Genomic DNA, 18,977 nt, shown 5'->3' on the forward strand with positions numbered 1-18,977 from the left:
GCTCAGCGCCTCAGCTCGAACGTGGTGGTCCCGATCCGCACCGCGCTGCCGACGCGCACCGGGGTCGCCTCGGTGATGCGCTTGCCGTCGACGTAGGTGCCGTTCGTCGACCCCAGGTCCTGCACCATCCACTGGTCGCGCCAGCGCACGATCTTGGCGTGCGCGCTCGAGGTGTAGTCGTCCTTGATCTGCAGGCCCGACCCGCTCGAGCGGCCGATCGACAGCCCGGTCTCGGGCAGGTCGAGCTCGAGGCCGGCACGCGGACCGGAGGTGATGACGACCCGGCTCGCGCTGCCGCCGCCGCTGCTCGGCGCGACGCGCTCGGTGACGGTCGTCGGGCTGTCGGCCGGAGCGGCTGCCGGCGCGGTCGCGCCCACGCTCGCGCGGTTCTGCTGGCTCTGCACCGCGACGCGCTGCAGCGGCGTGAGGCGCGGCCCGAAGAGGTCGCTGCGCAGCGAGTAGAGCACGATGAAGATGAACAGCCACAGGAGCGCGAGGAAGCCGATCCTGATGATGATGAGGGTCAGCTCGCTCATGCTCGCCCCTTCGGCTGCGCCAGCACGCGGTACACGATGCGCGTGGCGCCGATGTCGATGATGGAGTCGGGCTCGAGCAGCGCGCTGCTGAGCGCGCGGCCGTTGAGGGTCGTGCCGTTCGTGGAGCCGAGGTCGCTCACCTGGGCACGCGTGCCGTCCCAGACGATCTCGGCGTGCTTGCGGGATGCGCCGGCGTCGTCGACCGTGATGTCGGCATCCGAGCCCCGGCCGATGATGGTGCGGCCCTTGCGCAGGGCGTGGCGCTTGCCCTTGATGTCGACGACGGCCGTCCAGACGACCTCGCCCGCCTCGGTGCCCGAGACGATCTCGAGCATGCCCGTCGTCTTGCCGTCGTCGGGCTCGAGGCCGAGGTCGATCGCGCCGGCGAACGAGTAGCCCGACTGGCGGGCGTGCGCCTGCACGGTGCCCGTCAGCTCGTCGAGGAGCGCGTCGCCGAGGCGGCGGAGGCGCTCGAAGTCGGCGGGCGCGAGCCGGACGGTCAGGCGGTTGGGCACCAGGATGCGGTCGCGCGAGACCACCGACGCGTTGGTGTCGAGCTCGCGCTTGAGCGCGCTGGCGATCTCCACCGGCTCGACGCCCGAGCGGAAGGTCTTCGCGAAGGCGCCGTTGACGGCCTTCTCGAGCCCGCGCTCGATCGAATCGAGGAATCCCATGGATGTATCACCGTCCTTTGCCGCCGTCAGCGTACCTGCCGAGCCTAGGAACCTGATATTCTCGTGTGGTTGCCCGGTTCCGACCGGGCTTCGCGCGAGTGGCGGAATTGGCAGACGCGCTGGCTTCAGGTGCCAGTGTCCGTAAGGACGTGGGGGTTCAAGTCCCCCCTCGCGCACGAACGGCCCCGGGCTCCACCCCGGGGCCTTTCGCTTGCCCTGCGCTCAACCGGTCCTGTGGTCGAGGAGCGCAGCTATCGCGCCCGCCGACCACTGGCCCGGTTCAGGATCAGTGCGCGGTCGGCTCGAGGACGACCTTGATGCACTCGTCCTCCTTCTTCTGGAAGATCTCGTACATGTCGGGCGCCTGCTCGAGCGGCACGCGGTGCGTGGTGAGGTCGGCGGTGCCGAGCGGGTCGGCCGGGTCCTCGACGATCGGCAGCAGCTCGTCGCGCCACGACTGCACGTTGCACTGGCCCATCCGCAGCGTGATCTGCTTGTCGAAGAGCGTCATCATCGGCATCGGGTCGGCAGAGCCGACGTAGACGCCGCTGAGCGACACGGTGCCGCCTCGCCGCACGGCGTCGAAGGCCGTGTGCATCGCCGAGAGCCGGTCGAGGCCCGCATGCTTCATGAGCGGCTTCGCGAGCAGGTCGGGCAGCGCGCCCACGAGCTGCTGCGCCGTCGCGGTGCCGGGCGCGCCGTGCGCCTCCATGCCGACCGCGTCGACGATGCGGTCGGGGCCGCGGCCCTCCGTGAGGTCCTTGAGGGCGTCCGTCGCGTTCTCCATGTCGAGCGTCTCGACGCCGTAGCGCTCCGCCATGGCTCGGCGCTCGGCGACCGGCTCGACGGCGATCACGCGGTGGCCGAGGTGGCGGCCGATGCGCGCGACGAACTGGCCGACGGGGCCGAGCCCCATGACGCCGAGCGTCTCGCCGGGCTGGAGGCCGGCGTAGGCGACGCCCTGCCAGGCGGTCGGCAGGATGTCGCTGAGGAAGAGGTAGCGGTCGTCGGGCAGCTCGGAGCCGACCTTGGTCGCGTTGAAGTCGGCGAGCGGCACGCGCAGCCGCTCGGCCTGCCCGCCGGGCACCGAGCCGTAGAGCGACGTGTAGCCGTAGAGGGCGGCGCCGGCCCCCTGGTCGCGGTTCTGCGTCGTCTCGCACTGCGTCGTCAGGCCGCGCGAGCACATGAAGCAGCTGCCGCACGCGATGACGAACGGGATCACGACCCGATCGCCCGGCTGCAGGCTCGTGACCGCAGAGCCCACCTCCTCGACGATGCCCATCGGCTCGTGCCCGAGGATGTCGCCCTGCTTGAGGAAGGGGCTGAACAGCTCGTAGAGGTGGAGGTCCGACCCGCAGATCGCGGTCGACGTGATGCGGATCACCGCATCCGTGGGCTCTTGGATGCGGGGGTCCGGCACCTCGTCGACCGAGACCTTGCGCTTGCCTTGCCAGGTGAGTGCTCTCATGCCTCCACGCTAGGCCGATGGGGTACAGATCGGCTGAGATTCGGAGCAGACGTGGAGGTGCGGGCACCCGCGCTCAGCGGTCCTTCGCGACCTTCCCGATGAGCGCCTCGCCGATCGCGAGGCGGTCCTGGTCGTCGTCGCCAGGCACGCGGTCGCCGCGCAGGCTCCGCCCCGCCGTCTCGTTGAACGTGAGGATCGCGAGCAGGCCGACGATGCCGGCGACGGTCATGTAGAAGCCGGGCACGAGCGTCGAGCCGGTCTGCTCGATGAGCGCCTCGTTGATGAGGCCGGCGGGCCCGCCGAGCAGCGACGTCGCGACGTTGTAGCCGAGCGCGAAGCCCGCGTAGCGCACCGTGGTCGGGAAGAGCGCCGGCAGCGATGCCGAGATGTTGCACAGCAGCATCACGAGGAAGAGGCCGAAGATCGCGAGCCCGAGCACCTGCAGCACGAGGTTCCCGGTGTTGAGCAGCATCACCGCGGGCACCGAGAACAGCGTGAACCCGATGGCGGCCGTCAGCAGCAGCGGCCGTCGCCCGATCCTGTCGGTGAGCGCCCCCATGGGGATGATCACCGCCATCATCACGAGCTGCACGCCCACGAGCATGAGCCCCGCCTGCGTGCCGTCCATGTCGAGCGAGGTCTGGAGGAACGTGGGCATGTAGGTGAGCACGAGGTAGAACGCGGTGTTGATGAGGATCGTGATGCCCATGATCTTCAGCAGCTGCTTCGGCTGCTGCGTCACGAGGTCGCGCAGGGTCTGCCAGGCGCTCGTGCGCGTGTCCTGCTCCTTGGCCTCCTCGAAGACGGCCGACTCGTGCAGGCGCGCGCGCATCGCGAGGGCGATGAGGCCGAGCGGCAGGGTCAGCAGGAACGGCAGGCGCCACCAGCCGGCCTCCATGCCGTCGCTGCCGACGATCGCCTCGAGCGCGGTGACGAGGATGGCCGCGAGCGAGAAGCCGAGCAGCGTGCCGAACTCGAGGAACGACCCCCAGAACCCGCGGCGGTCGTCGGGCGCGTGCTCCGCCATGTAGACGGCGGCGCCCGCGTACTCGCCTCCGGCCGAGAAGCCCTGCACGATGCGCAGCAGGAACAGCAGCACCGGTGCGAGCCAGCCGACCTGCTCGAAGGTGGGCAGCAGGCCGATGGCCGCGGTGGCGACCGAGATCATCATGATCGTGAAGACGAGCACCTTCTGGCGCCCGATGCGGTCGCCGAGGGGGCCGAGGATCGCGCCGCCGAGCGGGCGGACGAGGAACGAGACGGCGAAGCCGAAGAGCGTCCAGAGGATCGCGTCCTCCGAGCCGCCGAAGATCTGCGTCGAGAGGTGCACGGCGAGGTAGCCGTAGATGCCGTAGTCGAACCACTCGATCGCGTTGCCCGCCATGGCGCCCATGACCGACTTGCGGACGGTCGTGCGCTGGACGGGGGAGAGGTCGATCTCGCGCGTGATGGGCGGCGGGCCGCTCTCGGGGTGCGCGGATGCTGTCTGCTCGGTCATGGGCCGTATCCCTTCCGGATGGGGTGGATCGTGCGGGGTGTGCGGTCGTGCAGGGTGGTGGTCAGCGGTGCAGGTGGAGGGCGAGGCGCACGTAGGCGCGGGCGGCGGCGCGCAGGTCGGCGATGCGGACGCGCTCGTCCGGCTGGTGGGCCTGCCCGGTGATGTCGCCAGGGCCGAGGATGATCGTCGGGCAGCCGTGGTGCCGCGCGATGAAGCCGCCCTCGCACGCGGCCGTCCACGCCTCGACGGGCGCGGGCGCGCCCTCGGCGACGAGCGCGTCGACGGCCGCACCGACGAGCGGATGCGCCCTGTCGGTCTCGAAGCCGGGCATCTCCATGAGCAGCGAGGCGTCGGCGGTGCAGCCGTCGTCGCGGAGCGCGCGCTCGATGCCGGCGCTGAGCTGCCCGAGCGCCTCCGCGCCGGTCTCGCCCGGCATGAGCCGCCGGTCGACGAGCAGCGTGCAGCGGTCCGGCACGATCGAGGTGCCGTGCCCGCCCTCGATGCGTCCCACGTTCCACGTGGCGGAGCCCAGCAGCCCGGAGGCGCCGGCGCGCAGCCGCGCGTGGTCGTCGGCGATCCAGTCGACGATGCGCGCGGCGGTCGTGATCGCGCTGGCGCCGTCCTCCGGACGGCCGGCGTGCGCGGCGCGGCCGCTCACCTCGACCTGGAGGTTCGCGGCGCCTCGGCAGGCGATCACGACGGCGAGGTCGGTCGGCTCGGCGACGATGCAGGCGCGGTAGACCGCGGCGGCGTCGGTCGCCGCGAGGTGCGCCTCGATGCCGGTCGCGAGGTCCTCCTCGTCGACGGTCACGAGCAGCTCGAGCGGCAGCTCGGGGCGCACGGTGTGCACGGCGGCGAGCGCCTGCAGCGCCGCGGCGATGCCGCCCTTCATGTCGGCGGCGCCGCGGCCCGTGAGCCAGCCGTCCGCGACCCGCGGATTGAACGGGTCGGCCGCCCAGCCCTCGCCCGCAGGCACGACGTCGCTGTGGCCGAGCATGAGGATGCCCGGCACCGCCTCGGTCGGGTCGGGCCCGAACCGGATCGACAGGTTCGGGCGGTCCGGCGCCACCGGCTCTCGGCGGCTGCGGCCGCCCAGCCGCGACGCGATCGACTCGAGCACCCGCACGGCGACGAGCTCGGTGCCGCCGGGGTTCTCGCTCGCGGCGAGGATGAGCGACGACGCGTCGGCGACGATCGTCGCCTCGTCGACGAGCGCGAGCGCGCGCTCCAGGTCGGCGTCGGCGCCGGCGCCGGGATCCGTCACGCGTCGCCTCGCACGATGAGCTCGCGCGGCGCGCTCGTGAGCACATCGACGCCGTCGGCGGTGATGGCGATCGACTCGCTCAGCTCGCAGCCGTAGCCCGACATCCACATGCCGGCGATGATGTGCAGGCAGACGCCCGGCTCGAGCACCGTCGTGTCGTCGCCGCGCACCGAGACGGTGCGCTCGCCCCAGTCGGGCGGGTAGCCGATGCCGATCGAGTAGCCGAGCCGCGAGGGCTTCTCGACGCCGTGCTTCGCGATGTGCTGCGCCCAGATCGCGTGCACGTCGGCGACCGCCCGGCCGGGGCGCAGCGCGTCGAGCACGAGCGCGAGTCCCTCGGCGGTGATGTCGGCGAGCCGCTCGAGCCGCGCGTCGGGGCGACCGAGCGTCAGCGTGCGCGCGAGCGGCGCGTGGTAGCGGTGGTGCGCGCCCGCGAGCTCGATCGAGACGGCCTCGCCGGCTCCGAGCCGGCGCGCGCTGAAGGTCATGTGCGGGGTGTCGGCCGACTCGCCGGTCGGCAGCATCGGCACGATCGCGGGGTAGTCGCCCTCGGCGCCCTCGACCCCGGTCGCCTGCGCGAACTGGATCGCCGCGGCGACGTCGTTGAGCCGGGCACCCTCGGTGACGGCGTCGATCCCGGCCTGCATCGCGGCGGACGCGACGCGGCCGGCCTTGCGCATGAGCTCGAGCTCGTCCTGGCTCTTGACGAGCCGCACCCAGTTCACGAGCTCGTGGCTGTCGACCAGCTGCCACTCGGGCAGCCCGCGCTCGAGGGCGTGGAACGCGCGCACCGAGAAGAAGTGGGCGTCGGCCTCGAAGCCCACGCGGCCGCGCTGCGCGAAGCCGTGCTCGCGCAGCTGCTGCGCAGCCCAGTCGAAGGGATGGACGCCCCGCTGGTGCACGAGCGCCTCGGGGTAGCCCAGGATGCGCTCGGGCGGCGTCTGCGCCGTGCGGTGCGCGCCGCCGGCGTCCATCGCCCGCATGATGAGCAGCGGCTCGCCGACGAGCGGCACGAACAGCAGCTGCGGCATGTAGAACGACCACGCGTCGTAGCCGGTGAGGTAATGGAGGTTCGCCGGGTCGACGACCACGAGCCCGTCGAGCCCCGACGCCTGCATGCGTGCGCGCGTGCGGGCGAGCCGGTCGGTCAGCGCTTCGGGGCTGGGGCGCACGGATGCCTCCTCGAGTCGGTCCAGCAACCCTACGCGGGGGCCGCCGGGTCCCGTCCGAGCCGCGCGGTGCCGTCGCCGTCATGCCGTCGCCGTCAAGCCCGCGGCGTCACTCCCGCAGCGGCACGAAGGCGTACCTGCCTCGGTCCTCCCGCGCGCGCGGCTGCCCGTCGCGCACGTCGACGACGGTCATCCGGCCGGCGACGGGGGCGACCATCCGGCCGCCGTCGGCGAGCTGCGCGACGAGCGCGTCGGGCATCCGCCACAGGTCGGCGGAGACGAGGATGCGGTCGAAGGGCGCGTCGTCGGGGAGGCCCAGCACGTGCGGCGTCGCCTGCCGCACGCGCGAGCGGCTGCCGTGCGCCGCGAGGTTCGCGTTGGCGGCCTCGACGAGCTGCGGCACGAGCTCGACGCCGGTCACCGCCGCCCCGAGCGCTTCGAGGATCGCCGCGGTCCAGCCCGAGCCGGCGCCGACGTCGAGCACCCGGTGGCCCGGCCCGGCGTCGAGCAGCTCGAGCATGCGAGCGACCGTGGAGGGCTGCGAGCTCGTGGCGTCCCAGCCGATCCCGACGGGCCGGTCGACGTCGGCGAGGTGCCGCACGACGGGCGGCAGGAAGGTCGCGCGCGGCGTTGCCGCCATGGCGGCGCGCACGCGGTCGACGACCCCCGGCTCGACGTGCAGCTCGCTCACGGGTCGCACGCTACGCCGGCGCGCCGCGCAGGTCGAGTGCCGCCGCAGGTCGAGTGCCGCCGCAGGTCGAGTGCCGCCGCAGGTCGAGTGCCGCCGCAGGTCGAGTGCCGCCGCAGGTCGAGTGCCGCAGTGGCGTGATGGAGCGGTGCGGACTGGCTCATGGGCGCTTGCGCTCTCGCAAGGTCTGGTGAAGGCGCCTGGTCGGTCCGCACCGCTCGACTTGCCCGCGACTGTACGCCGACGGGCACGCCGCCGCAACGGTCCGACCGTCGTCTGTGGACGGGCGCGTCCGTCAGCCGAGCGGCACCTGCGGCGCGCGGATGCCGGGGTGGCCGCGCGGGATCGAGGCGAACAGCACCCAGCCCGAGATCGCGACGCAGGCGATGATGAGCGGGTAGGTGAGCGCGACGCGCATGATGGCGAGCCAGGTCGCCTCGTCGAGCCACCACAGCACCGAGAAGACGGCGACGCGGACGACGTACTGCGCCACCCAGACCCACGAGGCGCGGCTGTAGGCGCGCAGCAGCCCGGGGTCCCGGCGCCATCGCGTCCGGGTGCCGATGAGGCCGCCGACGATGAGGCCGAGGAACGGCCAGCGCACGGCGATCGACACGCTCCATGCGAGCGCGCTCGCCGCGTTCGACAGCAGCTGGACGAGGAAGAAGTTGCGCGCCTCACCCGTCTGCTGGGCGATCATGGCGGCGACGGCGGTCGCGAGCATGCCGATGAGCACCGCTCGCGGCGCGCGGCGCTGCACGACGGACAGCACCAGCACGACGGCGCTCGCGGCGAGCGACCAGACGACGGAGGCGGTGAGGTCGCCGTCGCTCGCGAGCCAGCCCACGAGGAACCCGACCGGGGGCACGCTGCCCTCGACGGCCGCCCTGCCGCCGCCGAGCAGCCGGGCGAGCGACTCCTCGCGCGTCGGGTCGGCGTCGGCGCGCTCGTCGGTCGGCGGGCGATCGGCGGCGTCGCCGGGGAGATCAGACATCGGGCGCGCCACGGAGCGAGGCTATCCCGGGCCGGCGTCGATCCGCCAGGCGGCCGGCGCGGGCTGCGGCTCAGTTCGTGCGCCACCCGCGCGGGCCGCGCGAGCCCGCCCGGTACTCGTGCATCGGCACCGCATCCGATCGCCAGGCGTCGAGCACCGGCTCGACGATGCGCCAGCACTCCTCGGCGGCGTCGCCGCGCACGGCGAGCCGCGGGTCGCTGTCGAGGATCGATGCGAGCACCTCGCCGTAGGGCAGCAGCGACCCGCCGCCCAGCTCGCCGCGCAGCACCGTCTGCTCGAGCGTGAAGGGATCGCCCTTGCCGTTCGTCGTCAGGTGCAGCTCGAAGCCGTCGGGCTTGAAGTCGATGACGAAGCGATCCGGGGTGTCGCGGCCCGAGAGCCCCTTCGGCACGTGCGCGGGCGCCTTCCAGTGCACGATCGCGCGCTTCCGCACGCCCGCGAGCGACTTGCCCGAGCGCAGGATGAAGGGCACGCCGGCCCAGCGCGGGTTCGCGATCTCGACCTGCACCTCTGCGAGCGTCTCGGTGCCGAGCGACGGGTCGACGCCCTCCTCGGCGACGTAGTCGGGCACGTCCCGCCCCTCGACCGCGCCCGCGGTGTAGCGCGCGCGTCGCGAGTGCCGGACGGGGTCGACGACGCTCGCCGCGCGCAGCACCTGGCTGATCGCATCGCGCAGGTCGCGCTCGCCGACGCTCGCGATCGGCTCGATCGCGATGAGCGCCATGATCTGGAGCAGGTGCGACTGGATCATGTCGCGCAGCGCGCCGTTGCGGTCGTAGTACCCGGCGCGACCCTCGAGCGTGACGGTCTCGTCGTAGAGGATCTCGACCCGCTCGATGCCGTCGCGATCCCAGGTCGGCTCGAGCAGCCGGTTCGCGAAGCGCAGGCCGAGGAGGTTCAGCACCGTGTGCAGGCCGAGGAAGTGGTCGATCCGGAAGATGCGCTCCTCGGGCACGATGCGGGTGACGAGCGCGTTGAGGCGCCGCGCCGACTCGAGGCTGTCGCCGAACGGCTTCTCGATCGCGAGGATCGTGCCGTCGGGCACGCCGATCTGCTCGAGCGTGCCGCACACGAGCTCGCTGATGTGCGGCGGCAGCGCGAAGTAGATGACGAGCCGGTCGCACGCGATGCTGTCGAGCAGCGCGCGGAGCGCGACCGGGTCGGTCGCGTCCGTCGAGACGTAGCGCGTCGACGACACCACGGCCTTCGCGGCCGCGCCCTGGGCGCCCCCGACGTTGAGTGCCGTGCGCACGCGGTCGTGCCAGTCGTCGGCCGCGAGCTCGCGCAGATCGGCCCCCACGATCTCGACGCGGCGCGACGGCTGCGATCGCAGCAGCGTGGCGATGCCCGGCAGCAGCAGGCGACTCGTGAGGTCGCCGGATGCGCCGAGGATGAGCAGGGTGGTCGAGCGGCTCGGTGCCATGGCCCGATCCTCGCATCCCCGGCTGGGGGCGCGTCAGGCGGGGCGGCTCACCACCAGATGCCGCCGCCCGCCGAGATGCCGGCGAAGGTGAGCGCGACGAGCACGAGCGCGACGACGGCGGGCGCGATGCCGCGGCCGCCCGCGTGGCGCGACTTGAAGAGCGCGATGATCGCGAGGATGCCGGCGATCGCGGCAGGGCCGCCGCCGAAGATGACGCCGATGAAGAACGGGATCGGCATGAGGACCAGGCCGACCAGGCCGATCCAGAACGCCCACCACGCCCACGGGTTGGATCGCTTCGTCTCCATGGCCCCATGGTGGCAGCAGCAGGCTCGGAGGCCGCTGGTGATCGCGGCGCCGAGCGGCTTCCTCAGCACCGCCCGACGTTGTCGTCAGGCTTTTGCGGACACTGTTGCGATTGCCGGGTGGCGGGTCTTTGCTGGTCGCAGCAGCTGCGACGAAGGCCGTGCGAGGCCTGAGCGCGCTGCCAGGCGCTCCGGCGCCGCGGCCGGGAGTGGACGATGCGGGCAGAGGGTCGGGGACGCGCGCCGGGTGCTCCCGCGCCCCGGTCGCGCACGCCTCGCCACGCGGCGCCGCGCGAGCGCCACCGCGGGCACCCGGCGCTCGCGGCCGCCGTCGCCATCACCACGAGCCTGCTCGCGCCGCTCGGCGCCGCGCCCGCGGCGGCCACCGAGCCGCCGCACGGGCCGGACGAGGTCGCGGCCACGCTCACCCTGCTCGCGGAGGTCGACGGGGGCGACGGCGGGGATGCCGCGCTCGGCGAGTGGATGCTCGAGGCCGCCGGCCCGACGCCCATCCGCGGCGCGAGCGGCGACCCCTCGGTGACGGGCACGCCCGTCGCGGCCGGCGCCTACGCGCTGCAGGTGACCGGTGGCAGGGGCGGATACAGCGCGTCCGCATGGTCCTGCACGGGCGGCGTCCTCGACGGAGCCACGCTCACGCTCGTCGCCGGTGACGACGTGGCCTGCGCCGTCGTGCTCGACGACCACCCGGTCGACCTCGCGCTCACGCTCGACGACGGCGGCGCCGCCCCGGCGAACGGCGGCGCGTTCGACCTCACGATCGGCGTGCACAACCTCGGCGCCCGCGACGTCGACCTCGACGAGCCGGTCACCGTGCTCGCGGCCGCGCCCGTCGGCGCGGTCGTGACGGCCGTGCCCGGGGGCTGCTCGGCGTCCGCCGGCATCGTCACGTGCGGCGTCGACCCGGCCGCGCTCGCGGCCGGCGCCGGTGTGGTGCTCTCGATCGCGCTCCGGTTCGATGCGGGCGCGACCGCCGGTGCGTTCGGGACGGTCGCATCCGTCTCCACCGAGGACGACCCGGCGCCCGTCCCCGCAGCGTGCGGCGCGTCGAACAACGTCGACTGCGAGCAGACCGAGCTGCGCTACCCGACGCTCACGCTCGTGCAGGTGCTCGCGACCGACGACGGCGGCGACGCCACGCTCGCCGACTTCGCGCTCAGCGCATCCGGACCCGTCGAGATCGGCGGCCCGAGCGGCGCACCGGCCGTCACCGTCGCACCGGTGCCGGCCGGGGCCTACCGGTTGAGCGCCGCCGGTCCCGCCGGCTACGCGGCAGGGGCGTGGAGCTGCACCGGCGGCTCGCTCGAGGGCGACACGCTCACGATCACCGGCGCCGTCGACGTCACCTGCACCATCGGGCGTGACGACGGGGCCGTCGACCTGCAGCTGACGGCGAGCGGCGACGAGGTCGTCGCGGTCGGGAGCGAGACCGGCCTCTCGCTGCTCGTGCGCAACCTCGGTGCCCGAGGCGTCGATGACGACGAGTCGGTCGAGGTCGTCGTGGCGCTGCCGACCGGCATGCGCTTCGTGAGCGGTGCGGGCTGCGCCGCCGACGGCGGCACCGTCGCCTGCGCGATCGAGCCCGCGGCGCTGGGATCGGGCGCCGCCGTGCGGCTCGAGCTGCGGGTCGCGATCGCGGCGGACGCGGTCGCCGGCACGCTCGAGACCGCGACGACCGTGTCGACCGAGGACGACCCCGTGCCCGCGGGCGGCTGCGAGCGGCCCTCGAACAACGCCGCGTGCCTGCGCACGCGCGTCGTCGCCGGGTCGGTGACGGCGCAGAAGTCGGTGTGGGAGCGGGTGAACGGGGCGTGGATGTCGTCCGACGGCACCGTCCGCTTCGGCGACAGCGTGCAGTTCCGCATCGTCGTGCGCGCGGTGGGCGAGGCGCCGAGCACCGGCGTCGTGCTCCTCGACCGGCTGCCCGACGGCCTGCTCGTCGACGCGGCGGCCCGCTGCTCGATGCCGTGCGCCGTCGACCTCGACGACGCGACCGGCACGCAGCGCATCACGATCGGCACGATGGAGCCCGGCGACGTCGTCACCGTGACCATCGAGGCGACGGTGCCCGGCGTCCCGTCGCAGGCGGACGGCACCACGGTGCGCGTCGCCTTCGACAGCGCGGCCTCGCTCTCGAGCGACAACGTCGAGAGCGCACCCACGAACATGGTCACGCTGCGGGCGAGCCACGCGCTGCCCGCCGCGCGCCGCAGCGGGGGCGAGATCCCGCTCGGCGGCATCGGGCTCGCGCTCGCCCTGCTCGTCGCCGGCGGCCTGCTGCTCGTCCGCTCCCGGGAGCTCATGCCCCGCTGACCCCACCGACCCCGAGCCCCCGTCTGTCGTGACCAGGCGGGGGCTCGGCCCTGTCCGGGGTGCATGCGCCGTGGCAGGCTGGGGCCATGACGCGCGAGCTCCACCTCACCGGCGACGACGCCGCCGACCGCCTGCTCTCCGACGACGACTTCGCGCTGCTGACGGGCATGCTGCTCGACCAGCAGGTGCCGATGGAGACGGCCTTCGCGGGGCCCGCGAAGCTGCGCGACCGGCTCGGCGACCTCGACGCGGCGGCCATCGCGACGATGGACCCCGACGCGTTCCAGGCCGCGTTCGCCGAGAAGCCCGCGGTGCACCGCTTCCCCGGATCCATGGCGAAGCGCGTGCAGCAGCTCGCGGCCGTGGTCGCGGACGAGTGGGGCGGCGATGCCGGCGCGATCTGGCGATCGGGCGATCCGGACGGCGCCGAGGTGCTCCGTCGCCTGCAGGCGCTCCCGGGCTTCGGTGAGCAGAAGGCGCGCATCTTCCTCGCGCTGCTCGGCAAGCGCGCCGGCTTCGACGGCGCGGGATGGCGGGAGGCGTCCGAGCCCTACGGCGAGGAGGGCTCGAAGCGCTCCGTGGCCGACATCGTCGACGCGGACTCGCTCGCCGAGGTGCGGAAGGCGAAGCAGGCGGCGAAGGCCGCCGCGAAGCAGGCCGCCGGCTGACCGAGCCGCGCCGCCCGCCCGCGGGTCAACGGCGCTTCGCGCGCCCTCGCGGCAGCAGCTCGACGGTGGGGATGCGCGGCGACGGCAGCGTCGTGCCCGAGCCGTCGTCGACGACGCCGAAGCGCGGGCGTGCGTCGGTCGGCGCCTCGCGCTCGGCCATCCACGCGTCGCGCGCGCGCTGCACCGTGGCATGGTCGCGCCCGATGAAGTTCCAGAACATCACCACCTCCTCCTCGTGCGGCACGCCGCCGAGCAGGATCGCGACGCCGTCGGCCCGCTCCGCCGACACGATCGCGGAGGCTCGCCCGGGCTCCAGCACACCGATCTCGCCGACGCCGATCGGCACGTCGTCGAGCGCGATGCCCGGCGTCAGCGCGAGCACCCCGTGCTCGAAGCGCTCCTCGAGCGCGAGCTGCGCCTCGGCGCCGCCCGGGATGCGCAGCTCGGCGCCGAGCAGCGGCGAGAACGTCGGCGCGGCGCTCGTGGCCCCGGCGTAGGAGCCCACGAAGACGCGCACGGTCGCGCCGCCCGGCAGTCGCGCGCTCGGCACGTCGTCGACGCCCGCGAACGAGGGCGGGATGTCGTGCTGGTCGAGCGGCAGCGCCGTCCACAGCTGCACGCCGTGCAGCACGGCCGTGTCGCTCGTGGAGTACTCGCTGTGCGAGATGCCGTGCCCCGCGGTCATGACGTTGACCCCGCCAGGGCGCACGGTGTGCTGCGCGCCGGTCGAGTCGGTGTGCGCGATCGCGCCCTCGACGAGCCACGAGACCGTCTGCAGACCGGTGTGCGGGTGGGGCGGCACATCCATGCCCGGACCGCCGCTGATGTCGACCGGCCCGAAGGAGTCGGCGAAGCACCACGCGCCGATCATGTGGCGGTGCTTGTTGGGCAGGCTGCGCAGCACCGGCAGCGCGCGCGGGCCGCCGAGCGGCACCTCGCGCGGCAGCAGCAGCTCGACGCCGGCCGCGCGCGCCTCGTCGATGCAGGCTCGCTCCGCCCCCTCGACCAGCAGCGCCTCGTCGTTGCTCATGCGTCCACGGTAGCCTCCGCCGCGCGGCCTCCGTCGGCCGGTGGAGGCGGCCGTCCGGGCGCCGCCCTACCGTGGCGGGCATGGACCTCACGATCCCGGAAGCCGTGCTCCTGCTCGCGATCGACGACGAGGCGGGCACGCCGCTCATCGACGACTCCTCGCTCGGCATCGCGATGGCGGCCGCGGTGACCGCGCAGCTCCTGCTCGACGGCCGGATGCGGCTCGCCGGCGCCGGGGAGCCCGGCGCGGAGGAGGGCACCCTCGTCGCCGCGGCCGGCGGCACCGACGAGAGGCTCGAGCCGCTCGTCGCCGAGATCGCCGGGCGCACGCCGAAGGCCGCGATCGAGCGGGTGGCCGGCTGGGGCGGCACGCGCACCCCGGGCGGGAGGCTGCGCGGACGCCTGATGGACGACTTCGCGACCGCCGGCGTGCTCGCGCGCGAGCAGGACCGCTTCCTCGGCATGACGTGGCGCGAGCGCTGGGAGCGCGGCGAGCGCCGCGCGGTCGAGGGTGCGCTGCAGGCGACGGCGCGCGAGGTGCTCGACGGCCGCGACGAGCCGCGCGTCGCGACGGCGCTCGCGATCCTGCACGGGGCCAAGGCACTGCCCGCCGTGTTCCCCGACCTGCCGAAGGAGGCGCTCGAGCGCCGCGGCGAGGCGCTCGCGAGCGCGAGCTGGGCGTCCGCCTCGGTGCGCGCCGCGATCGAGGCGATCGAGGCAGCGATGGTGGCGATCATGGTCGTGACGATGATCGTGCCGATGACGTCGAGCGGCTCCTAGGGCACCCGTCCGCGACCCGGCTGCGGCGCAGGAGGGCGGTGCCAGGATGGGGCGACCGCTCGATCGACCGAGGAGGCACGACGGATGCCGCACGTCTCGACCGTCATCGGCCACGCCCTGGGCGCCGGCTTCGCCGCGCTCGCGTCGGTCCGACGCCCGCACCCGATCCACCCGCACGGCGTGCAGCTGCACGGCTCCCTCCGTCGCACCGGCAGCGCGCTGCGCACCGGCGTCCCGTGGTTCGACGAGGCCGGCGCAGCGCCCGTGCGGGTGCTCGCGCGTGCCTCGCGCTCGGCGGGCCTGCCCGCGCCCCTGCCGGACGTGATCGGCCTCGCCGTGCGCGTCGACGGCGATGCCGGACCCGCGGACCTCGAGCTCGCCTCCACCGGGCGGGGCTGGCCGTCGCGCTTCTGGCTGCTGCTGCACCGCTCGCCGTCGCGCGCGCACCTCGGCTCCCTCTTCCCGTACCGGACGCCGACGGGCCCGGTGCTCGTCGCCGCGCGCACCCGCGCTCCCGCCGACCTGCCGATGGCGCCCGAGGCGCTCGGCGAGCGGCTCCAGGCGGAGCCGTGGCGCCTGACCCTGCTCGTGGCGCGCCCACGCGGGGCCTGGCATCCGTTCGCCGAGCTCGAGCTGGCCCGCGAGCCCGGCCCGCTCGATCCGCTGCTGCGGTTCGACGCCGGGCGCCACCCGCTGCCGGGCACGCAGCAGTACGACTGGGCGCGGCGAGCGCGGCAGCCCTCCTACGACCGCGTGCAGCGCGGCGCGGCGCGCGGCTGACGCGTCAGATGCCGAAGAGCTGCTTGCCGAAGACGATCACGACGATCCCGGCGACCGCGAGCAGCGCGCACAGCGCGAGCAGCACGCCGGCCACGGCTGTCGAGCCGGGCCTGCGGCTCTCGAGCGAGCGGATGGCGAGCGCGTAGACGACCGGGATGCCCGCGCCGAGCAGCAGCCCGACGGCGAGCACCGAGACGATGGCCGTGGCGAGCGCGCCGAGGTCGAAGCCCATCAGCGGTCCTCCGTCCGGGGCTTGGGTCGCTTCTTGCGCTTCCGCGGCTTCGCGAGCGGCGCGATGCCGGAGGCGACGGCGCTCAGCTCGCGGTCGATCTCGCGCTTGCGCTCGGCCTTCGGCTGGTCCCACTCCTCGGTGACGTTGTGGTGGCCGACGTGGCTCGCGCGCGAGCGCAGCCACATGACGAGGCACGCGGCGAGCAGCAGCAGGGTGACGACGATCGATCCGCCCAGGTGCCCGAAGATGCTGGCGATGCCGAAGCACAGCGCGCCGACGGCACCGGCCGCGGGCAGGGTGATGAGCCACGCGATGAGCATGCGGCGCGCGACCGACCAGCGCACCTTCGCGTCCGTGCGGGCGACCCCCGAGCCGATGACGGAGCCGGAGGCCACGTGCGTGGTCGACAGCGGCAGCCCGAGGTGGCTCGAGGTGAGGATGATCGAGGCGCTCGAGAAGTCGGCCGACATGCCCTGCCGCGGCGAGATGTCGACGATGCCCTTGCCGAGCGTGCGGATGACGCGCCAGCCGCCCATGTAGGTGCCGGCGGCGATCGCCACCGCGCAGACGATCCGCACCCACAGCGGCATGTCCGCCTCCGGGTCGAGCGTCCCGTGCGCGACGAGCGCGAGGAAGATGACGCCCATCGTCTTCTGGGCGTCGTTCGTGCCGTGCGCGAGCGACATGAGCGAGGCGGCGCCGATCTGGCCCCAGCGGAAGTCGGTGCGCTCGCGCCGCTCGCTCAGCCCGGCGGTCACGCGCTGCACGAGCCACGTGCCGCAGAAGGCGACGAGGCCGGCGATCACCGGCGCGAGCAGCGCCGGGATGAGGATCTTCTGCGCGACGCCGCCCCACAGCACGCCGGTGAGCCCGAGCGCCGCGATCGTCGCGCCGATCAGGCCGCCGAAGAGCGCGTGGCTCGACGACGACGGCAGCCCGAAGAGCCACGTCAGCACGTTCCACACGATCGCGCCGGTGAGCCCGCACAGGACGATGAGCATGAGGCTCTCGCCGTCGACGCCCGTGAGGTCGACGATCCCCGACCCCACGGTGCGCGCCACCTCGATGGAGAGGAACGCGCCGACGAGGTTGAGGGACGCCGAGAGGGCGACCGCGGGCTTCGGCTTCAGCGCGCCGGTCGCGACGGACGGAGCCATCGCGTTCGCGGTGTCGTGGAAGCCGTTCGTGAAGTCGAACGCGAGCGCGACGACCACGACGATCGCGAGGATGACGGTCTCCTGCATCGCGCCAGTCTCCACTACGGACCCGACGCGCGCCAAAAAGTGGCCGCCTGGACAGATGCATAAGTCACTTATATGATTGGACGGTGCACGAGGCGAGCGAGGAGCAGGCGGCCAGGCTGGCCACCGCGGTCGATCGCATCGTGCGCATGCACCGCCGCACCGAGCTGCCCGGCGCGCTCAGCCCCGCGCGCGCGTCGACGCTGTTCACGCTCGTCGAGCGCGGTCCGCAGCGGCTGGGCGAGCTCGCGACCGGCGAGCGGGTGAGCCAGCCCGCGATGTCGCAGATCGTGCAGGCGCTCGAGGCCGACGGCCTCGTCGAGCGGCGCCCCGATCCCGTCGACGGGCGCGCGAGCTCCATCGCGATCACCGCGGCGGGCCGCGCGCTGTCGTCCGAGCGGCGCGCGCGGCGCGCGGCGACCATCGCCGCCGTCATCACGACCCTCGACGCCGACGACGCTGCAGCGATCGCGAGGGCGCTCCCAGCGCTCGAGCGGCTCGCCGACGCCGCCGACGCCGTCCATCCGCCGCGCTGACGCGCGGCCGTTCGAGGAGCCTCCATGGCACAGCACACCGACGCGCCCGCGCGCGCCGCCGCTCACGACGCGCCAGCGATCGCGCCCACCGCGCGCAGCGGGCGGGCCCAGCCCAAGGCCGTGTGGGCGGTCGCCTTCGCCTGCGTCATCTCGTTCATGGGCATCGGGTTCGTCGACCCGATCCTCCCCGCGATCGGTGAGCAGATGCGGGCCTCGCACGCCGAGGTCGAGCTGCTGTTCACGAGCTACCTCGTCGTCACCGCGGTCGCGATGCTCATCACCGGCTGGGTCTCCAGCCGCATCGGCGGCAAGCGCACGATGCTGCTGGGGCTGGGCATCATCGTCGTGTTCGCCGCGCTCGCGGCAGCCTCGCCGACCATCGGGGCGATGGTCGGGTTCCGCGCAGGCTGGGGCCTCGGCAACGCCCTCTTCATCGCCACGAGCCTCGCCGTCATCGTCGGCAGCGCGAGTGGCGGCGTGCCGGGCGCGATCGCGATCTACGAGGCGGCCATGGGCATCGGCATCGCGGTCGGTCCGCTGCTCGGGGGCCTGCTCGGCTCGATCGGCTGGCAGTGGCCGTTCCTCGGGGTGGCCGCCCTCATGCTCGTCGGCCTCATCGGCACGCTCGTGCTCGTGCCGAGCACCCGGACGTCCACCCGGCCGATCGGCGTGCTCGAGCCGCTCCGGGCGCTGCGGCACCGCGGCCTGCTCGTGCTGAGCCTCGTGGCGCTGCTCTACAACTGGGCGTTCTTCACCGTGCTCGCCTACGCGCCCCTCGTGCTGGGGCTCGACGCGATCGCGCTCGGGGCCGTCTTCTTCGGCTGGGGACTCCTCGTCGCGATCTTCGCGGTCGCCGTCGCGCCCCGCCTCGAGCGGCGGTTCGGCCTCGTGCCCGTGCTGGTCGGCACGTTCGTCGTGATGGCGCTCGACCTGGCGGTGATGGCGGCGTGGACCGACGTGCCGGCGGTGCTCATCGCGACGGTGGTGCTCTCGGGTGCCTGCTCGGGGCTCAACAACACGCTCGTCACGCAGGCGGTCATGCAGGTCGCACCGGTGTCGCGCCCGGTGGCGAGCGCGTCCTACAGCTTCGTGCGGTTCCTGGGCGGGGGGCTCGCGCCGCTCGTCGCGGGCATCGTGGGCGCGGCGGTCAGCGTCCACCTGCCCTTCTGGCTCGGCGTCGTCGCGCTGGCGCTGGCCGTCGCGCTGCTGCTCGCCGTCGGCGGCGTCGTCACCCGAGCGGTCGAGTCCTCGCACGATCGCGTGCTGCCCGAGATCGCCGGGGACAGCCCCGCGGAGGTGCCGGTCGAGGCACGGCGCACCGCGGACGCCTAGCATCGGAG

19 protein-coding genes and 1 tRNA gene are annotated in these 18,977 nt (G+C 73.9%); 7 read left to right on the forward strand and 13 right to left on the reverse strand.

Annotated elements, in window-relative coordinates; all coding sequences use genetic code 11:
- Positions 1-2: 2 nt before the first annotated feature.
- Both ABIB37_RS05080 and ABIB37_RS05085 read right to left on the reverse strand, forming a co-directional pair.
- Complete coding sequence (locus ABIB37_RS05080; RefSeq protein WP_354257520.1) at positions 3-536, reverse strand: FHA domain-containing protein FhaB/FipA; 534 nt, start codon at positions 534-536, stop codon at positions 3-5.
- Positions 533-1,210 carry an FHA domain-containing protein gene (locus tag ABIB37_RS05085; RefSeq protein WP_354257523.1) on the reverse strand — a complete coding sequence of 226 codons (678 nt, stop codon included), beginning with the start codon at positions 1,208-1,210 and terminating at the stop codon, positions 533-535. The genes ABIB37_RS05080 and ABIB37_RS05085 overlap by 4 nt, the downstream gene beginning before the upstream one ends.
- Positions 1,211-1,302: 92 nt before the next feature.
- On the opposite strand from ABIB37_RS05085, the gene ABIB37_RS05090 reads away from it, so the two are divergent.
- Positions 1,303-1,386, forward strand: a tRNA-Leu gene (locus ABIB37_RS05090).
- A gap of 110 nt (positions 1,387-1,496) precedes the next feature.
- Here ABIB37_RS05090 and ABIB37_RS05095 read toward each other — a convergent pair.
- The 8 genes from ABIB37_RS05095 to ABIB37_RS05130 form a co-directional block, all read right to left on the reverse strand.
- A complete protein-coding gene (locus ABIB37_RS05095) occupies positions 1,497-2,678 on the reverse strand; it encodes a zinc-dependent alcohol dehydrogenase (protein ID WP_354257526.1) in 1,182 nt (393 codons plus the stop codon).
- Positions 2,679-2,751: 73 nt separating this feature from the next.
- Entirely contained in the window at positions 2,752-4,176 is a 1,425-nt protein-coding gene (locus tag ABIB37_RS05100; protein ID WP_354257529.1) for an MFS transporter, read from the reverse strand.
- 61 nt (positions 4,177-4,237) lie between these two features.
- Positions 4,238-5,440, reverse strand: coding sequence for a M20 family metallopeptidase (locus tag ABIB37_RS05105; RefSeq protein WP_354257532.1), 1,203 nt, complete (start codon positions 5,438-5,440; stop codon positions 4,238-4,240).
- Complete coding sequence (locus tag ABIB37_RS05110) at positions 5,437-6,612, reverse strand: M24 family metallopeptidase (RefSeq protein ID WP_354257535.1); 1,176 nt, start codon at positions 6,610-6,612, stop codon at positions 5,437-5,439. The genes ABIB37_RS05105 and ABIB37_RS05110 overlap by 4 nt, the downstream gene beginning before the upstream one ends.
- Positions 6,613-6,718: 106 nt before the next feature.
- Positions 6,719-7,300, reverse strand: a complete 582-nt coding sequence (locus ABIB37_RS05115; RefSeq protein ID WP_354257538.1) for a protein-L-isoaspartate O-methyltransferase family protein — start codon at positions 7,298-7,300, stop codon at positions 6,719-6,721.
- 292 nt (positions 7,301-7,592) lie between these two features.
- Positions 7,593-8,291 carry a DUF3159 domain-containing protein gene (locus ABIB37_RS05120; RefSeq protein WP_354257541.1) on the reverse strand — a complete coding sequence of 233 codons (699 nt, stop codon included), beginning with the start codon at positions 8,289-8,291 and terminating at the stop codon, positions 7,593-7,595.
- 70 nt (positions 8,292-8,361) lie between these two features.
- Entirely contained in the window at positions 8,362-9,735 is a 1,374-nt protein-coding gene (locus tag ABIB37_RS05125; protein WP_354257544.1) for a glucose-6-phosphate dehydrogenase, read from the reverse strand.
- Between the two features lie 47 nt (positions 9,736-9,782).
- Positions 9,783-10,043 carry a hypothetical protein gene (locus tag ABIB37_RS05130; RefSeq protein ID WP_354257547.1) on the reverse strand — a complete coding sequence of 87 codons (261 nt, stop codon included), beginning with the start codon at positions 10,041-10,043 and terminating at the stop codon, positions 9,783-9,785.
- Between the two features lie 213 nt (positions 10,044-10,256).
- Here ABIB37_RS05130 and ABIB37_RS05135 point away from each other — a divergent pair, with 213 nt between their 5' ends.
- Together ABIB37_RS05135 and ABIB37_RS05140 are read left to right on the forward strand one after the other, a co-directional pair.
- Positions 10,257-12,371, forward strand: coding sequence for a hypothetical protein (locus ABIB37_RS05135; RefSeq protein WP_354257550.1), 2,115 nt, complete (start codon positions 10,257-10,259; stop codon positions 12,369-12,371).
- 86 nt (positions 12,372-12,457) lie between these two features.
- Complete coding sequence (locus ABIB37_RS05140; protein ID WP_354257552.1) at positions 12,458-13,039, forward strand: HhH-GPD-type base excision DNA repair protein; 582 nt, start codon at positions 12,458-12,460, stop codon at positions 13,037-13,039.
- 25 nt (positions 13,040-13,064) lie between these two features.
- Here ABIB37_RS05140 and ABIB37_RS05145 read toward each other — a convergent pair whose 3' ends face one another.
- Positions 13,065-14,069 carry a pirin family protein gene (locus tag ABIB37_RS05145; protein ID WP_354257555.1) on the reverse strand — a complete coding sequence of 335 codons (1,005 nt, stop codon included), beginning with the start codon at positions 14,067-14,069 and terminating at the stop codon, positions 13,065-13,067.
- An 80-nt stretch (positions 14,070-14,149) separates the two neighbouring features.
- On the opposite strand from ABIB37_RS05145, the gene ABIB37_RS05150 reads away from it, so the two are divergent.
- Positions 14,150-14,848 (forward strand): GOLPH3/VPS74 family protein, encoded by a 699-nt coding sequence (locus tag ABIB37_RS05150; RefSeq protein WP_354257558.1) that lies wholly within the window; start codon positions 14,150-14,152, stop codon positions 14,846-14,848.
- Between the two features lie 84 nt (positions 14,849-14,932).
- On the forward strand, positions 14,933-15,628 hold the full coding sequence (locus tag ABIB37_RS05155) for a hypothetical protein (protein WP_354257561.1): 696 nt from the start codon (positions 14,933-14,935) through the stop codon (positions 15,626-15,628).
- Between the two features lie 4 nt (positions 15,629-15,632).
- On the opposite strand, the gene ABIB37_RS05160 is transcribed toward ABIB37_RS05155, so the two are convergent.
- On the reverse strand, positions 15,633-15,860 hold the full coding sequence (locus ABIB37_RS05160; protein ID WP_354257564.1) for a hypothetical protein: 228 nt from the start codon (positions 15,858-15,860) through the stop codon (positions 15,633-15,635).
- The gene (locus ABIB37_RS05165; protein ID WP_354257567.1) at positions 15,860-17,104 is read right to left on the reverse strand and encodes an inorganic phosphate transporter; all 1,245 of its coding nucleotides are present in this window, start codon (positions 17,102-17,104) and stop codon (positions 15,860-15,862) included. The genes ABIB37_RS05160 and ABIB37_RS05165 overlap by 1 nt, the downstream gene beginning before the upstream one ends.
- An 83-nt stretch (positions 17,105-17,187) precedes the next feature.
- Here ABIB37_RS05165 and ABIB37_RS05170 point away from each other — a divergent pair, with 83 nt between their 5' ends.
- Both ABIB37_RS05170 and ABIB37_RS05175 read left to right on the forward strand, forming a co-directional pair.
- Positions 17,188-17,637: a MarR family winged helix-turn-helix transcriptional regulator gene (locus ABIB37_RS05170; protein ID WP_354257570.1), complete on the forward strand. Its 450-nt coding sequence runs from the start codon at positions 17,188-17,190 to the stop codon at positions 17,635-17,637.
- Positions 17,638-17,661: 24 nt separating this feature from the next.
- The gene (locus ABIB37_RS05175) at positions 17,662-18,969 is read left to right on the forward strand and encodes an MFS transporter (RefSeq protein WP_354257573.1); all 1,308 of its coding nucleotides are present in this window, start codon (positions 17,662-17,664) and stop codon (positions 18,967-18,969) included.
- Positions 18,970-18,977: the final 8 nt, after the last annotated feature.

It is taken from the genome of Agrococcus sp. UYP10 (genome assembly GCF_040547205.1).
GTDB lineage: Bacteria > Actinomycetota > Actinomycetes > Actinomycetales > Microbacteriaceae > Agrococcus > Agrococcus jenensis.

Bases quoted from the DNA above. Each gene is read 5' to 3' on its own strand.
- ABIB37_RS05080 (WP_354257520.1), bottom strand. From the start codon at position 536: ATGAGCGAGCTGACCCTCATCATCATCAGGATCGGCTTCCTCGCGCTC.
- ABIB37_RS05085 (WP_354257523.1), bottom strand. From the start codon at position 1,210: ATGGGATTCCTCGATTCGATCGAGCGCGGGCTCGAGAAGGCCGTCAAC.
- ABIB37_RS05095 (WP_354257526.1), bottom strand. From the start codon at position 2,678: ATGAGAGCACTCACCTGGCAAGGCAAGCGCAAGGTCTCGGTCGACGAG.
- ABIB37_RS05100 (WP_354257529.1), bottom strand. From the start codon at position 4,176: ATGACCGAGCAGACAGCATCCGCGCACCCCGAGAGCGGCCCGCCGCCC.
- ABIB37_RS05120 (WP_354257541.1), bottom strand. From the start codon at position 8,291: ATGTCTGATCTCCCCGGCGACGCCGCCGATCGCCCGCCGACCGACGAG.
- ABIB37_RS05125 (WP_354257544.1), bottom strand. From the start codon at position 9,735: ATGGCACCGAGCCGCTCGACCACCCTGCTCATCCTCGGCGCATCCGGC.
- ABIB37_RS05130 (WP_354257547.1), bottom strand. From the start codon at position 10,043: ATGGAGACGAAGCGATCCAACCCGTGGGCGTGGTGGGCGTTCTGGATC.
- ABIB37_RS05135 (WP_354257550.1), top strand. From the start codon at position 10,257: ATGCGGGCAGAGGGTCGGGGACGCGCGCCGGGTGCTCCCGCGCCCCGG.
- ABIB37_RS05140 (WP_354257552.1), top strand. From the start codon at position 12,458: ATGACGCGCGAGCTCCACCTCACCGGCGACGACGCCGCCGACCGCCTG.
- ABIB37_RS05145 (WP_354257555.1), bottom strand. From the start codon at position 14,069: ATGAGCAACGACGAGGCGCTGCTGGTCGAGGGGGCGGAGCGAGCCTGC.
- ABIB37_RS05150 (WP_354257558.1), top strand. From the start codon at position 14,150: ATGGACCTCACGATCCCGGAAGCCGTGCTCCTGCTCGCGATCGACGAC.
- ABIB37_RS05155 (WP_354257561.1), top strand. From the start codon at position 14,933: ATGCCGCACGTCTCGACCGTCATCGGCCACGCCCTGGGCGCCGGCTTC.
- ABIB37_RS05160 (WP_354257564.1), bottom strand. From the start codon at position 15,860: ATGGGCTTCGACCTCGGCGCGCTCGCCACGGCCATCGTCTCGGTGCTC.
- ABIB37_RS05165 (WP_354257567.1), bottom strand. From the start codon at position 17,104: ATGCAGGAGACCGTCATCCTCGCGATCGTCGTGGTCGTCGCGCTCGCG.
- ABIB37_RS05175 (WP_354257573.1), top strand. From the start codon at position 17,662: ATGGCACAGCACACCGACGCGCCCGCGCGCGCCGCCGCTCACGACGCG.